At 61.2% G+C, this 14,621-nt stretch carries 16 protein-coding genes; 6 read left to right on the plus strand and 10 right to left on the minus strand.

Going from position 1 to position 14,621, the window contains the following annotated elements; genetic code table 11:
• Nucleotides 1–3: 3 nt before the first annotated feature.
• The 9 genes from ACSQ2Z_RS16935 to coxB all read right to left on the minus strand — a co-directional run bounded on the left by ACSQ2Z_RS16935 (nt 4) and on the right by coxB (nt 7,083).
• Nucleotides 4–369, minus strand: a complete 366-nt coding sequence (locus tag ACSQ2Z_RS16935) for a DUF1304 domain-containing protein (protein ID WP_436082256.1) — start codon at nt 367–369, stop codon at nt 4–6.
• Nucleotides 370–407: 38 nt separating this feature from the next.
• Nucleotides 408–1,178, minus strand: a complete 771-nt coding sequence (locus tag ACSQ2Z_RS16940) for an SURF1 family protein (protein ID WP_436082257.1) — start codon at nt 1,176–1,178, stop codon at nt 408–410.
• Nucleotides 1,147–1,530 carry a DUF983 domain-containing protein gene (locus ACSQ2Z_RS16945; protein ID WP_436082258.1) on the minus strand — a complete coding sequence of 128 codons (384 nt, stop codon included), beginning with the start codon at nt 1,528–1,530 and terminating at the stop codon, nt 1,147–1,149. The genes ACSQ2Z_RS16940 and ACSQ2Z_RS16945 overlap by 32 nt, the downstream gene beginning before the upstream one ends.
• A gap of 163 nt (nt 1,531–1,693) precedes the next feature.
• Complete coding sequence (locus tag ACSQ2Z_RS16950; RefSeq protein WP_436082259.1) at nt 1,694–2,572, minus strand: cytochrome c oxidase subunit 3; 879 nt, start codon at nt 2,570–2,572, stop codon at nt 1,694–1,696.
• A 62-nt stretch (nt 2,573–2,634) separates the two neighbouring features.
• Entirely contained in the window at nt 2,635–3,243 is a 609-nt protein-coding gene (locus ACSQ2Z_RS16955) for a cytochrome c oxidase assembly protein (protein ID WP_436082260.1), read from the minus strand.
• Nucleotides 3,244–3,255: 12 nt separating this feature from the next.
• Nucleotides 3,256–3,396, minus strand: a complete 141-nt coding sequence (locus tag ACSQ2Z_RS16960; protein WP_436082261.1) for a hypothetical protein — start codon at nt 3,394–3,396, stop codon at nt 3,256–3,258.
• Complete coding sequence (locus ACSQ2Z_RS16965) at nt 3,396–4,352, minus strand: heme o synthase (RefSeq protein ID WP_436082262.1); 957 nt, start codon at nt 4,350–4,352, stop codon at nt 3,396–3,398. Before ACSQ2Z_RS16965 ends, ACSQ2Z_RS16960 begins: the two co-directional genes overlap by 1 nt.
• 105 nt (nt 4,353–4,457) lie before the next feature.
• Nucleotides 4,458–6,164 (minus strand): cytochrome c oxidase subunit I, encoded by a 1,707-nt coding sequence (ctaD, locus tag ACSQ2Z_RS16970; RefSeq protein WP_436082263.1) that lies wholly within the window; start codon nt 6,162–6,164, stop codon nt 4,458–4,460.
• Nucleotides 6,165–6,198: 34 nt separating this feature from the next.
• Complete coding sequence (gene coxB / locus ACSQ2Z_RS16975; RefSeq protein WP_436082264.1) at nt 6,199–7,083, minus strand: cytochrome c oxidase subunit II; 885 nt, start codon at nt 7,081–7,083, stop codon at nt 6,199–6,201.
• Between the two features lie 432 nt (nt 7,084–7,515).
• On the opposite strand from coxB, the gene ACSQ2Z_RS16980 reads away from it, so the two are divergent.
• The 3 genes from ACSQ2Z_RS16980 to ACSQ2Z_RS16990 all read left to right on the plus strand — a co-directional run bounded on the left by ACSQ2Z_RS16980 (nt 7,516) and on the right by ACSQ2Z_RS16990 (nt 11,032).
• Nucleotides 7,516–8,055, plus strand: a complete 540-nt coding sequence (locus ACSQ2Z_RS16980; RefSeq protein WP_436082265.1) for an invasion associated locus B family protein — start codon at nt 7,516–7,518, stop codon at nt 8,053–8,055.
• Nucleotides 8,056–8,376: 321 nt separating this feature from the next.
• Nucleotides 8,377–9,792 (plus strand): metalloprotease TldD, encoded by a 1,416-nt coding sequence (gene tldD / locus ACSQ2Z_RS16985; protein WP_436082266.1) that lies wholly within the window; start codon nt 8,377–8,379, stop codon nt 9,790–9,792.
• 208 nt (nt 9,793–10,000) lie between these two features.
• A complete protein-coding gene (locus tag ACSQ2Z_RS16990; protein ID WP_436083112.1) occupies nt 10,001–11,032 on the plus strand; it encodes a polysaccharide deacetylase family protein in 1,032 nt (343 codons plus the stop codon).
• Nucleotides 11,033–11,038: 6 nt separating this feature from the next.
• On the opposite strand, the gene pdxH is transcribed toward ACSQ2Z_RS16990, so the two are convergent.
• Nucleotides 11,039–11,671 carry a pyridoxamine 5'-phosphate oxidase gene (gene pdxH / locus ACSQ2Z_RS16995; RefSeq protein WP_436083113.1) on the minus strand — a complete coding sequence of 211 codons (633 nt, stop codon included), beginning with the start codon at nt 11,669–11,671 and terminating at the stop codon, nt 11,039–11,041.
• 119 nt (nt 11,672–11,790) lie between these two features.
• Here pdxH and ACSQ2Z_RS17000 point away from each other — a divergent pair, with 119 nt between their 5' ends.
• The 3 genes from ACSQ2Z_RS17000 (at nt 11,791) to fabI (ending at nt 14,610) form a co-directional block, all read left to right on the plus strand.
• Nucleotides 11,791–12,243, plus strand: a complete 453-nt coding sequence (locus tag ACSQ2Z_RS17000) for an RT0821/Lpp0805 family surface protein (RefSeq protein ID WP_436082267.1) — start codon at nt 11,791–11,793, stop codon at nt 12,241–12,243.
• Between the two features lie 233 nt (nt 12,244–12,476).
• Nucleotides 12,477–13,577: a DnaJ C-terminal domain-containing protein gene (locus ACSQ2Z_RS17005; RefSeq protein ID WP_436082268.1), complete on the plus strand. Its 1,101-nt coding sequence runs from the start codon at nt 12,477–12,479 to the stop codon at nt 13,575–13,577.
• Between the two features lie 214 nt (nt 13,578–13,791).
• Nucleotides 13,792–14,610 (plus strand): enoyl-ACP reductase FabI, encoded by an 819-nt coding sequence (fabI, locus tag ACSQ2Z_RS17010; RefSeq protein WP_436082269.1) that lies wholly within the window; start codon nt 13,792–13,794, stop codon nt 14,608–14,610.
• The last annotated feature ends 11 nt before the right edge of the window (nt 14,611–14,621 follow it).

Genomic DNA, 14,621 nt, shown 5'->3' on the forward strand with positions numbered 1-14,621 from the left:
GGATCAGGATGCCAGAACAGTGAACAAGAGTGCCAGGATCGCCGGGCCGCCCTGCACCAAAAGGATGCGCGGCTTGACCGACCATGCGCCATATATAGCGGCAACGATCACGCACACAAGGAAGAACAGCTTCAGCTGAAAGGCAAATTCCGGCGGCGACGCAATCAGCGACCAGAGGAGGCCGGCGGCGAGAAAGCCGTTGTAAACCCCCTGATTGGCCGCCAGCACCTTCGTCGCTTCCGCGCGTTCTTGAGACATGCGGAAGACCTTTCGGCCTTGCGGCGCGGTCCAGAGAAACATTTCGAGCACGAGAAAGCCGATATGCAGCAGGGCTGTTACGGCAATCAATAGAATGGCGATGATGGTCATGAGCTCCCCCGGCAGTCATTCAAGGCAACCCGCCCGATTTATCGCTTTCGCCGGAAGATGAACACGCCGGTGACTGCGACCAGCGCCGCGGCCAGGCCGTACCATGTCACCGCATATTGCAGATGGTTGTTCGGCAGATCGAATTGCGTGACGCCGCCGATCGGCATGCCGCCGGGATTAGGCGCTGCATCCGCATCGACGAAGAACTGGACCGTGCGGGCAGGGTCAAGACCGACACTCGCGGCCATGGCGTCGAGATCCTTCCAATAGAAGATATTCTTGGCGACATCGTTGTTCGGCACCGCCCAGGACGGCTTTTCGGTGAGCTTGACGCGGGCAAGGCCGGTGACGGTCTGTTCGCCGGTCAACTGCCCCTGCTTGCGCATCTCCGGCTCCTTGCGCTCGAAGGAGACGAAGCCGCGATTGACGAGGAGGACGCGGCCATCGGCACGCTGCAATGGCGTGTAGACGTAGTAGCCGGTCCGGCCTTCATAGGTTGCGAAGAAGTGCCGTTCCTTGTTGTTGATGTAGGTGCCGGTGACGCGCACCGTGCGGTAGTCGATGTCCTCGCCGGCCTTGGCCATTGCCTCGATCGTCTCCAGATCGACCGGCGGTGCTGCGCGGCGCTCGGTAATTGCTGCCAGCAGGCCTTCTTTCCAGTGGAGCCGCTGCATCTGCCATGTGCCGAGCGACAAAAGGATGGCGAGCGCGATCAGGACGAGCACAATGCCCACGGCGCGGCCGAGTAGGCCGCCGCCCTCTCTTCCGCTGGCCGTCTCAGCCACGATCGATCTCGCCCTGCCGCGCATTGTTGCGGTATTGCAGGTTGATCAGAATACCCTTGAGCATGCGCATGAGGGCGAGGCTGAAGATTGTGGCGAGCGGTATCCAGAGAAGGAAATGCAGCCAGAGCGGCGGGTTGATGTTGACCTCCATCCACAGAGCCGCGCCAACCACGATGAAACCGACGATCAGGATGACGAAGACCACTGGACCATCGCCGGAATCGGCGAACGTGTAGTCGAGGCCACAGCTCGTGCAGGCCGGTCTCATCTTCAGGAACCCGTCGAACAGCTTGCCCTGGCCGCATCGCGGGCAAAGCCCCTTGAGCCCGGCCTTGACCGGATCGACGGGTGGAAAATGTGCGCTGTCTTCGTTCATGGTTTTACGTCCTGTTTGCCGTCCACTTTCCATAACGCATTCGTTGCGCAAGGGATATATCGGCCACCGCGACCTTTGGGCTCATTCGATCGCTCACGACGGCGTTGCAATAAAAAAGGCGGGCGCCGTTGCACCCGCCTCAGATATTCGAATCCAGACCCGATCAGCCGTGGGCGAGCGGGGCGCCCCAGCCGCCCCAGACGTAGATCGAGAAGAACAGGAAGAGCCAGACCACGTCGACGAAGTGCCAGTACCAGGCGGCGGCCTCGAAGCCGAAATGGTGCTTCGGGGTGAAATCGCCCTTCAGCGCGCGCAGGAGGCAGACAAGCAGGAAGATCGTGCCGACCAGCACGTGGAAACCGTGGAAGCCGGTCGCCATGAAGAAGGTCGCGCCGTAGATCGAATCCTTGAAGGCGAACGGTGCGTGGGCATATTCGTAGGCCTGGACAGTCGAGAACAGGATGCCGAGCAGCACGGTCAGCGTCAGGCCGCTGACAAGACCCTTGCGGTCGTTGTGCAGCAGCGCATGGTGCGCCCAGGTAACGCAGGTGCCAGAGAGCAGCAGGATCACGGTGTTGTAGAGCGGCAGATGCCAGGGATCGAGAACTTCGATTCCCTTCGGTGGCCAGACGCCGCCGGTATAGGCGGCGCGGGTCGCCTGGATGGCTTCGCCCGAAAAGAGGCTTGCGTCGAAGAAGGCCCAGAACCAGGCGACGAAGAACATCACTTCCGAAGCGATGAACATGATCATGCCATAGCGCAGATGCAGCGACACGACGCGGGTATGATGGCCCTCATGCGCTTCCTTGATCGTGTCCGACCACCAGCCGAACATCGTGTAGAGAACGACGGCAAGCCCGATGAAGAACACCCATGGATTGGCAAGTTCGAGACCGAACATCTTGAACGAACCACCGGCCAGGTAGCGCATGTAGGCAACGCCGCCGAAGGCCATGATGAAGGCACCGATCGAGGCCAGAAGCGGCCAGGGACTCGGGTCGATGATGTGGTAGTCGTGGTTTTTCTGGTGCGCATCGGCCATGTGAAGTATCCCCGATAAGTCTTTCTCGTGTCGTTTCCGGCTTAGCCGAAAACGGTGATCTGTCAAAGTGTGTTGTCAGTCTCGGCCGGCTTCACCGTCAGGCCGGCAATCGGCTTCGACGGTTCGCGGGCGTAGAAGGTGTAGGAAAGCGTCAGCGTGTTGATGCCCTTGGTCTCGACCGTATTGACGATTTCCGGATCGACGAAGAACACCACCGGCATCGTCATCTTTTCGCCGGGCTGCAGCGTCGTCTCGGTAAAGCAGAAGCACTGCACCTTGTTGAAATAGGCGCCGGCTGCCATCGGCGTGACGTTGAACACCGCCTGTCCCGTCGTCGGCTTCTTCGACAGGTTCGTCGCCTCGAACTCGACCTGCACCGTTTCGCCGATCTTCAGCTCGATCTCGCGCTGAACCGGCTTGAAGTCCCAGGGCAGGCCCGGCGCCGTGTTGGCGTCAAACGTCACCTTGATGGTCCTGTCGAGGATGACGTCGGACGCTTGCTCGACGCGCTTCGTCGTGCCGTTGTAGCCGGTGACCTTGCAGAACACGTCGTAGAGCGGAACGGCGGCATAGGCCATGCCGACCATACCGAACGCGAAGGCGAGACAGGACGCGACGATGACGCCGTTTGCCCGGTCCTTCTTCTGGTCTGTGTTGTTCGCCGTAGCCATGGCCGTTCGATCCTAGTGAGCCATGCCGCTGGTGAATTTGATCAGCGTCACGACATAGAAGGCAGCAACGAGACCGAAGAGCACGAGGCCGAGCGCGATGTTGCGGCCGCGGCGCGATTTCTTCTGGGCGTCCGTCAGTCTCACGAGTTCCATCAGGCAACCTTTCCGACAGTGAGCCACAGCGTGGCAATCAGATGATCGACCATCAACGCGGAGAAGATCGCGAAGAGATAAAGGATCGAGAAGGCGAAGAGTTTCTTGGCCGGGATCATCTTCTCGTCACCCTCCGGCATGCGGTGAACGCCGATCGAATACCAGATGAAGCCGAGGCCCAAACAGAGAGCGATCGCGCCGTAAGCGTTGCTGGCGAAACCAAGCGTGGTGGGCACGACGCCGATTACGGCGGTCAGCACGGCATAGATGACGATCTGGTTCTTGGTCGCCGCCTCGCCGCAGACATTCGGCATCATCGGCACGCCGACTGCGCCATAGTCGCGCATCTTGAACAGCGCGAGCGCCCAGAAATGGGCGGGTGTCCACAGGAAGGTGATGAGGAAAAGCACGATGCTTTCGATCGAAATTCCATTCGTCACGCAGGCCCAGCCGATCATCGGCGGGAATGCGCCGGCGGCTCCGCCGATGACGATGTTCTGCGGCGTCGAGCGCTTCAACCACATCGTATAGATGACGACGTAGAAGAAAATGGTGAAGGCGAGCAGCCCGGCCGACAGCCAGTTGACGACGATGCCGAGAATGCAGACGGAGAAGGCCGAGAGCGTCAGGCCGAAGGCGAGCGCTTCCTTCGGCAGGATCTTTCCCGCCGGGATCGGCCGCTTTGCCGTGCGGGTCATCACCGCATCGATATCGGCGTCGTACCACATGTTGAGGGCACCGGAGGCTCCGGCGCCCACGGCGATACAGAGGATCGCGATGAAGCCGATGAAGGGATGGATGTGGCCCGGCGCCAGCACCATGCCGGCAAGCGCGGTGAATACCACCAGCGACATGACGCGCGGCTTCAAGAGCTCAAAGAAATCGCGCGCAGAGGCTTCCGAGAGACGAACGCCGCCCTCCGGACCCATTGCTTCGTGATTTTCGATGACCGTCATATCTCATCCTTGGATCGTTTCGGCACTTATCCTGCGCCGTCTTGCCGTTGTCCCCGGCGTGGAGCGAAGCCGCCGTTACCGGCGGCTTCGGATTGAAAGCGGCGCTTACTTGATGCGCGGCAGCTGTTCCCACTGGTGGAACGGCGGCGGCGACGTCAGCTGCCATTCCAGCGTGTTCGCACCCTCGCCCCACGGATTGTCGCCGGCAACGCGCTTCCTGGCGAAGGCCTCGAACACGCTGAACAGGAAGATCAGGACGCCAACGGCAGAGATGTAGGAGCCGTAGGACGATACCATGTTCCAGCCGGCATAGGCATCCGGATAGTCGATGTATCGGCGCGGCATGCCGGCAAGGCCGAGGAAGTGCTGCGGGAAGAACACGAGGTTCACACCAACGAACATCACCCAGAAGTGCAGCTTGCCGAGGAATTCCGAATACATGTAGCCGGTCATCTTCGGGAACCAGTAGTACCAGGCGGCAAAGATGGCGAAGACGGCGCCGAGCGACAGAACGTAGTGGAAGTGGGCGACCACATAGTAGGTGTCATGCAGCGAACGGTCGAGTCCGGCATTGGCGAGCTGAACGCCCGTGACGCCGCCGACGGTGAACAGGAAGATGAAGCCGATCGCCCAGATCATTGGCGTGGTGAAGCGGACCGAGCCGCCCCACATCGTCGCGATCCAGGAGAAGATCTTTACGCCCGTCGGAACCGCGATGACCATCGTCGCGAAGACGAAGTAGCGCTGCGTGTCGAGCGACATGCCGACCGTATACATGTGGTGCGCCCAGACAATGAAGCCGACGGCGCCGATGGCGACCATGGCATAGGCCATGCCGAGGTAACCGAAGATCGGCTTGCGCGAGAACGTGGAGATGATGTGGCTGACGATGCCGAAGCCGGGCAGGATCAGAATGTACACTTCCGGGTGACCAAAGAACCAGAACAGGTGCTGGAACAGGATTGGGTCGCCGCCGCCTTCAGGCGCGAAGAAGGCCGTGCCGAAGTTGCGGTCGGTCAGGAGCATCGTGATGCCGCCTGCCAGAACCGGCAGCGAGAGCAGGAGGAGGAAGGCGGTGATCAGAACCGACCAGGCAAACAGCGGCATCTTGTGCAGCGTCATGCCCGGAGCGCGCATGTTGAGGATGGTGGTGATGAAGTTTATCGCGCCGAGGATCGACGAGGCGCCGGCGATGTGCAGGCCGAGGATCACCATATCCATGGCCGGCCCGGGTTGGCCCGATGTCGAATAAGGCGGATAGATCGTCCAGCCGCCGCCCGAACCATAGGCACCCGCCGGACCTTCGACGAACATCGACAGAAGCACGAGCAGGAAGGCCGGAACGATCAGCCAGAAGGAGATGTTGTTCATGCGCGGGAAGGCCATGTCCGGCGCGCCGATCATGATCGGCACCATCCAGTTGGCGAAGCCGCCGATCAGCGCCGGCATGACCATGAAGAAGATCATGATCAGCGCGTGCGCAGTCGTGAACACGTTGAACATGTGCTTGCCGCCGTCGATGGCAGCCTCGCCCTCGAAGCCGTAGACCATGGAGGCCAGACCGTGGAATATCTGGATGCCCGGCTCCTGCAGTTCGGCGCGCATGAACACCGACAGCGTACCGCCGATGATACCCGCGATGATCGCGAAGATCAGGTAGAGCGTGCCGATATCCTTGTGGTTGGTCGAGAGGAACCAGCGCTGAAAGAAGCTCAGCGGCTTATGGGCGTGATCATGGTCGTGCCCGTGTCCCTGATGGGCGCTGGGGGCGTGATCATGAAGGTGATCGTGTTGCGCGGTTGTTCCGGCCATGGGTCGAGTTCCCCTTCGAATTCTGTAGGGCGAATTACTGTGCAGCGTTTGCAGCGACGTCTACGGTCTTTTCCGCGCCGTCGATGGAAGCCATGAGTGCCTTGTTCGCGTCACCGATATTGGTGGCGGCGGCAGCAAGCCAAGTGTTGTACTTGTCTTCGCTGACCACGCGGATGGCGATCGGCATATAGGCATGATCCTTGCCGCAGAGCTCGGAACACTGGCCATAATAGAGGCCTTCGCGGTCCGCCTTGAACCAGGTTTCATTGAGGCGGCCGGGAACGGCATCGATCTTGACGCCGAACGCCGGCATGGCGAAGGCGTGGATGACGTCAGCAGCAGTCACGAGAACGCGCACGGTCTTGCCCACCGGCACGACGACTTCGTTGTCGACCGCAAGAAGACGCGGATATTCCGTCTTGTCTTCCTTGCCGAGCGAAGCGCGGTCATCTTCCTTCATCAACAGGCTGTCAAAGGTAAGCGGGCTGTCGCCGACTTCATATTCATAGGACCAGTACCACTGATTGCCGGTCGCCTTCACCGTCAAATCCGGATTCTGCGGCGGCGTGAGCTCCGCCGTCAGGAGCTGGAAGGAGGGAATCGCCAGGAAGAGCAGGACGAGGACCGGGCCGACCGTCCAGGCGATCTCGATCATCGTGTTGTGGCTGGTCGTGGACGGAACCGGATTGGCCTTTTCACGGAAGCGGAGCACGATCCAGATCAGCAGCGCCAGGACGAACAGCGTGATCGGGATGATGAACCAGAGCGTATAGTGCTCGAACCATGTGATTTCTTCCATGATTCCAGTTGCTGCCGTCTGAAAATTGGTCTGCCAAGCGACCGGCTTGTCGGCAAAGGCGTTCGTAGCAAAAAGCAGACAGGCAATGGATGCCAGAACTGCATAAGCCTTGTTTTTCACAATATGTCTCCCTGGGCGCTTGATCAGGATCAAACCAAAACGCAGAATCCTGCGATACTGAAGCGCTTCAAACCACAGTTTGATGAGCGCCGCAACATCTGTCCATTCAAGCCCATGCGGCATTTTTGCGCAAACCGTGCTTTTCGCACAGGCTCTTGAGCGATGCGGTCTTTCAAAGGCGCGCGGCGGAGAAGACCGCACCGGCACCATCCGGCATTTCATGTCGATGCCGGACCCTATACCATATTTACCTCAGCCGGCACTACGCCGATGCCATCTTATATTGAGGCTTCACCACGCGTCTTGCCGCCTGCGCCGCCTGCAGGAGCCCCATTTCCGCCACACCGGGCTGGAATGTACCGCACCGGGGCTTTTCATTTGCCTGCACGCACTTCAAGAATAGCCGGACTGATTCTTAAGTTTGAGGTTTACATGGGCCTGCCCCTCCTTTCCCGGCTGCCGATCGCGGCGTTCGGACTTGCCGCCACTCTTCTGTCCTATACGGCGGCGGCCCAGCAGACCGGAGCGCAACAGCCAGGCACACCCGGTACTGTAAAGTCAAACCATGGCGCATGGTCGATCGTCTGCGATCAGCCGGCGGGTGCAACCGCCGAGCAATGCGCCCTGATGCAGAACGTCATTGCCGAGGATCGTCCGGAAGTCGGTTTGTCGGTCGTGGTGCTGAAGACCGCCGATCGCAAGGCGAAGATCCTGCGCGTGCTTGCGCCTCTCGGGGTTCTGCTGCCCAACGGCCTCGGCCTCAATGTCGATGGCAAGGATATCGGCCGCGCCTATTTCGTCCGCTGTTTTTCCGACGGCTGCTATGCCGAAGTGGTTCTGGAAGAGGAACTGTTGAAGACCTTCCGAAGCGGCGCGACCGCCACCTTCATCGTCTTCCAGTCACCGGAAGAAGGCATAGGCATCCCGGTCGACCTCAAGGGTTTTGGCGAGGGGTATGACGCGCTGCCGTAAGTGCGCACCTTCCTCTTCTCCCCAGCGGGGAGAAGTGCCGAACGCAGTGAGGCGATGAGGGGGTCTAACGACACATTCTGCAGTTGGGGCCCCCCTCATCCGGCGCGCAGCCTGTCCTCGGGCTTGCCGAAGGCAAGACCCGGGGGCGCCACCTTCTCCCCGCTGGGGAGAAGAGGTGCAACGGGCTCCTTGCGTGTTCATCACAGACGACCAGAGCGATGTAGCGCCGCCTACCATCATTGGCGTACATCTCCGCTTGCCCCTCCCCGAACCTGTCCCTACATAAAGCACCATATCCTTAAGCATCTGGAGCCCTAGCCCATGAACACCGATCTCATCAAACTGTTCGACAGCGACGAGGCGGCTGTGCGCGAGGTGCTGGCTAAGACGCTTTCCGGTGCCGACGACGGCGAACTGTTCATCGAGCACAGCCAGTCGGAAAGTTTGTCGTTTGACAATGGCCGCCTGAAGGGCGGCAGCTTCAATACCGATCAGGGCTTTGGCCTGCGCGCTGTTGCCGGGGAAGCGGTCGGCTATGCGCATGCGGGCGATCTTTCCCTCTCCGCGCTGAAGCGGGCGGCCGATGCGGTCGGCGCGGTAACGCGCGGCTATTCCGGCACCTATGCTGCAGCGCCACAGCGCACCAACAAGAAACTCTACGGCGACGAGAACCCGATCGGCGAACCGAGCTTCGAGGCCAAGGTCTCGCTGCTTGCCGAGATCGACGCCTATCTGCGGAGCAAGGAATCGAAGGTGCGGCAGGTGACCGCTTCGATCGCCGCCAGTTGGCAGGTGGTCGACATCCTGCGCGCCGACGGTGAACGCATGCACGACATCCGGCCGATGACGCGCCTCAATATCTCCGTCGTCGTCGGCGAAGGCGACCGGCAGGAATCCGGCACCTACGGCGTCGGCGGCCGCCGCGGCTTCGGCGATTTCGTCGCCACCGACAACTGGCAACGCGGCGCCGACGAGGCTTTGCGGCAGGCGCTGGTCAACCTGAGCGCCATCGACGCGCCGGCCGGCGCCATGGATGTGGTGCTTTCCTCCGGCTGGCCGGGCGTGATGCTGCATGAAGCCGTCGGCCATGGCCTCGAGGGCGATTTCAATCGCAAGAAGACATCGGCTTTTGCCGGACTGATGGGCAGCCAGGTCGCTGCGAAGGGCGTGACCGTCGTCGATGACGGCACGATCGAAGCCCGGCGCGGATCGCTGACCATCGACGATGAGGGCACGCCGTCCGGTTACAACGTGCTGATCGATGACGGCAAGCTGGTCGGTTACATGCAGGACCGCCAGAACGCCCGGTTGATGGGCATGAAGCCGACCGGCAACGGACGGCGCGAATCCTATGCGCATGTGCCGATGCCGCGCATGACCAACACCTATATGCTTTCCGGCGACAAGACACCCGAAGAGATCATCGCCTCGGTGAAGAAGGGCATCTATGCCGTCTCCTTCGGCGGCGGCCAGGTCGATATCACGTCCGGCAAATTCGTCTTCGGCTGCACCGAGGCCTACCTGATCGACAACGGCAAGATCGGCGCGCCGGTGAAGGGTGCGATGCTGATCGGCAACGGGCCGGATGCGATGCAGCGCATCGCCATGATCGGCAACGACATGAAGCTCGACACCGGCATGGGCAATTGCGGCAAGGGCGGCCAGTGGGTGCCAGTCGGCGTCGGCCAGCCGCATCTGAGGATGAACGAGATGACCGTCGGCGGCACGCAGGCCTGACGGCAGGCCCCGCCACCGCGGCTCAGACAATCATCACCCGCGCCACTGCTGCCGATGCGCCTGTCACATAAGTAGACACATCGCGTGAAGACCGGGCTCTCTCTTTTTGTAACGCCTAGTCGCGGATTCAACAGGTGTTAACGCCGCTGCCGCTACAGTCCGGTCGTCTAAACTCGATCGCCAATCGCCGGAAAAGCCCGTGAAAGCCATGTTGCGAAGATTCGTCAAGCGCGCCGCCATCACCGGGGGGCTCGAAACCGCGCGGCTGGTGAATGCCGCCGGCGTGATGCGGCGGGCGCGCGGGCGCGGAGCGATCTTCACGCTTCATCATGTTCGGCCGAAAAAGCCGCGTCTATTCGATCCCAACGCCCACCTGGAGATCACGCCGGAGTTTCTCGACATGGCGATCACCCGGCTGAAGCGCGATGGATACCGGTTCGTTGCGCTCGACGCGCTCCCCGCCCACCTCGCCTCGAGCGATCCTCAGCCCGTTGCGGCGTTCACGCTGGATGACGGCTATTGTAACAATCTCGAATATGCGGCCCCGATCTTTTCCAGCCATGGCGTGCCCTTTACCGTCTTCGTCGCCGGCGGTTTTATCGATCGGACCGAAATCCTCTGGTGGGAGGTGCTTGCCGACCTTTTGCAGCAGCAGACGAGCCTCAAGTTCCAGTTCGACAAGCAGATCGAGACGCTGCCAGCCGCAACGCGGCAGCAGAAGCAGGCCGCCTTTGATCGTGTCGCCGCCTTCATCCATGCGATCGATGAAACGGTGGCGGTGGACCGGCTGAAAGTCTTGGCCAGCCTACAGGACGTCGATGCACTGCAGCTGACGGCCGACCTCACGCTGGACGAAGCCGGCCTGAGGACACTCATTGAAAACCCCTTGGCCAGCCTTGGCGCCCACACGATCACGCATCGGGCGCTCGCGCGTCTGACCGACGATGCTGCACGAACAGAGATGGAACGCTCGGCCATGCGCGTCGAGCGGATCACCGGTTGCCGGCCGGCATCATTTGCCTATCCCTACGGCTATACCGGCACCGTTTCGCCACGCGATCACCGGATCGCGAAAGACCTCGGCTTCGCGACCGCCGTTACCACGCAGCCGGGCACGCTGACCGATGACATTGAAACAGCCGCACTGCCCCGCATCTCGCTGAACGGCCATTTCCAGAAGGCGGGCTATGTCAGCGCGCTTGCCTCCGGCACTGCCTTCAGGCTGATGGGCGGCAGGTAGCCGCGATCACGGATACATCCTGACCTTGCTCCAGTTGCCCTCCGGCGCATCGCGGCAGAACTCGATGCGGTCGTGCAGGCGGAAGGCGCCGTCTTTCCAGAATTCGATCGACGTCGGCTTGATCCTGAAGCCGGACCAGTAGTCCGGGCGGGGGATTTCACCGATGACATAGCGGGCGGTATATTCGGCCACCGCCTTTTCCAGCGCGAAGCGGCTTTCGAGCGGCCGCGATTGTTTCGACGCCCAGGCGCCGATGCGGCTGCCGCGGGCGCGGCTCTTGAAATACTCGTCCGCCTCTTCGTTGCTGACAATCTCGACGGGACCGCGCACCCGCACCTGACGGCGCAAGGTCTTCCAGTGAAAGCACATCGCCGCCTTCATATTGCCGAGGAGTTCCTGGCCCTTCCTGCTCTCGAAATTTGTGTAGAACGTGAAGCCCCGCTGATCGAAGTCCTTCAGGAGGACCATGCGCACATCCGGCAGGCCATCCGCATCGACCGTTGCCAGCGCCACGGCAGTGGGATCGTTGATCTCCGATGCCTCGGCCTCTTTCAGCCATGTGCCGAAAAGGGAAAAGGGCTCGTTCTCTTCCGTGAAGTCACCGGTTGTTAACCCAGTCTCGCTCATATTGTCTTCCAGTGCCTTGATGTGTGGCGCGGACAGAGCCCGAAGGTCCCGCCCGCCAAGAATAAAGTGTCAGAGCCTGCCGATGCGTCCTTGGACATCGAAGCCGCTCTTTCGAGTCTGACAGGTATACCGTGCAAGACATAGCAAAGTGGATCAAGGACACAAAGGTTTTCTCCCGGTCGACGGGATTGGCCGCCCTGTGTCTCGCGGCTGGCGCCTTGTCGGGATGCATGGGTGCCGGCCTTGGCCTTGCGGGCTCGTCGGATGTCGACAGGACCGTTGCGACCGGCTCCGTGCCGCAGCCGCAAAATGACGAGGACAGCGCCGACGCCATTACGGTGCGCAACGCCGTCTCCTCCGCCGATGTGACGACGATTACCGGCAACCCGATCCCCTGGGCGAATTCAAGCTCCGGCAGCGCCGGTGTCATCAGCAGCATCGCCGAGGAAGAGGTGAACGGCACCGTCTGCCGCAGCTTTACCACGACCCGCCATTCCTACCAGGGCATCGCCAAATTCGACGGCAAGACCTGCATGCTTGGAACCGGCGAATGGTATCTCACCAGTTTCGGCCCGCGCAGCTAAGCCGAAATCGCTGAATTCCGCTACCTGCCATTAACCACGCTTCGACAAAGGCGCGCGCCGCAGGGCCGCGCAATGCCATTGCGGCCAGGCGGCTAACCGATATTTAAGAAGCGGCTTCCCATCATCGCAACCATCAGGGGCGTGCCCGGCGCGGCGCGGTTTCCTCGTTGTTTCAACAGGGCTGGAACGGACCGCTGGATGCGGTGCCTCGGTCCTCAAAAGCGGTGACATGCATGCGTGATCCCTATTCAGTGCTCGGCGTCAGACGCAATGCCGGACCGGACGAGATCAAGGCCGCCTGGCGGGCGGTGGCGAAGGCCGTGCATCCCGACCAGAACAAGGACGATCCGCTGGCGACCCAGCGCTTTGCCGAAGCTGGCCGCGCCTACGAGGTGCTGAAGGACCCGAAGCTGCGCAACCGCTACGACTATGCACGCCGCGAGGCAGAACTGCGCCGCATGGAAGAGATGAAGCGCAGGAGGCGCGGCGCAACCGAGGAAGAAACCATCGATCCGGAAACGGCCGAGGAGATGATTTCGCGGATCTTCGGCGCTGACAATCGCGTCAAGCCGCAGGAGACCGCCAAGCCGCAGGAGAGAAAGCCGGCCGCGGCCGCACCGCAAGCCAAGGCCGAGCCGAAGCCGGAAGCGAAGGCCGAACCAAAAGGCGAGGCGGTGACCGAACCTGACGCAAAGCCGGAAGCGAAGGCAGAAACAGCGGAAAAACCGGCAGGCTTCGGCGGTTTTCCCCGCGCTGCGGCGCCTGCCGCCGAACTGGTCTCGGCCATCGTCCGGCGCATTCGCGGCACGGCGAACAAAACCGCCGACAAGGTGCCGGAAATCTTTTGCGACGTCTCCGTCTCTGTCGAGGACATTTTTCGCCGCGAGAAGGCAACGGCAGAGCTGCCGGACGGTCAGACCCTGAAGGTCAGCCTGCCGGCCGGCACGACCGACGGCAGCGTCATTCGTCTCAAGGAACAGGGCTACCGGCTGAACGGCATGCTGCGCGGCGACGTCGTCGTGACCGTCCGTATTGCCCAGGATGGCACATTCCGGCCGGATGGCATCGACCTGCGCACGACGCTGCCGGTAAACATCCAGGACGCCGTGCTCGGATGCGAGACCACGGTGGAAACCCTGACGGGCCCTGCCAAGGTGATGGTTCCGGCCTGGTCTGGCTCGGACCATGTGATCCGCCTCGAAGGCCACGGACTACCATCTGCCGATGGCAAACGCGGCGATCTACTGGTCGAGTTGCGGCTTATGCTGTGGGAAAAACCGGACGAGAAAGTCACCGACCTTATGCGCAGCCTGCGCAACGGACTGTATTTGTAACAATCCCGGTGGACGCTGACCCATTATTACCGGGACTAACAGTTCCTGATCTGCACCACGCTTGAACCACAATGGCGGCTATGCCATAGCCATTGCTCGAAAATTCAGGATCGGCGCGACCAAACGGCGGCGCGGGTTCCGGCAGGTTTAACGATGCGGAATTTCCACCGGCAACTGCTGAGGGAAACACAGGCAATATTGGGGACATAACATCATGTCGCAAACATCCGGTCTGATGAAGGGTAAACGCGGCCTTATCATGGGCGTCGCAAACAACCGGTCGATCGCATGGGGCATTGCAAGGGCAATCCACGCGCAGGGCGGCGAGATCGCGTTCACCTATCAGGGCGAAGCGCTGAAGAAGCGCGTGGAGCCGCTCGTCGCCGAAGTCGGCGGCTTCCTGGCGGGTCATTGCGACGTGAGCGACGAAGCCACCATCGATGCCGTCTTCGACGAACTCGAAAGGACCTGGGGCAAGATCGACTTTCTCGTTCACGCGATCGGTTTTTCCGACAAGGACGAACTGACGGGCCGCTACGTCGATACATCGGCTGAAAACTTCGCCAAGACGATGCAGATCTCTGTCTATTCGTTCACCTCGGTCGCACGCCGCGCGGAAAAGCTGATGACGGATGGCGGCTCGATGCTGACGCTGACCTACTACGGCGCCGAGAAGGTCATGCCGAACTACAACGTCATGGGCGTTGCCAAGGCAGCTCTCGAAGCCAGTGTCAAATATCTGGCTGTCGACCTCGGCCCGCAGAACATCCGGGTGAATGCAATCTCCGCCGGCCCGATCAAGACGCTGGCTGCCTCCGGCATCGGCGACTTCCGCTACATCCTCAAGTGGAACGAGTACAACGCACCGCTGCGCCGTACCGTCACCATCGAGGAAGTGGGCGATGTCGGCCTCTACATGCTGTCTGATCTCTCCCGTTCGGTGACCGGCGAAGTGCATCACGCCGACAGCGGCTATCACGTCGTTGGCATGAAGGCCGTCGACGCGCCTGACATCGCCGTCATCAAGGACTGAAGCGACACGAA

The sequence above is a fragment of the Pararhizobium sp. LjRoot235 genome, from assembly GCF_964254145.1.
GTDB lineage: Bacteria > Pseudomonadota > Alphaproteobacteria > Rhizobiales > Rhizobiaceae > Pararhizobium.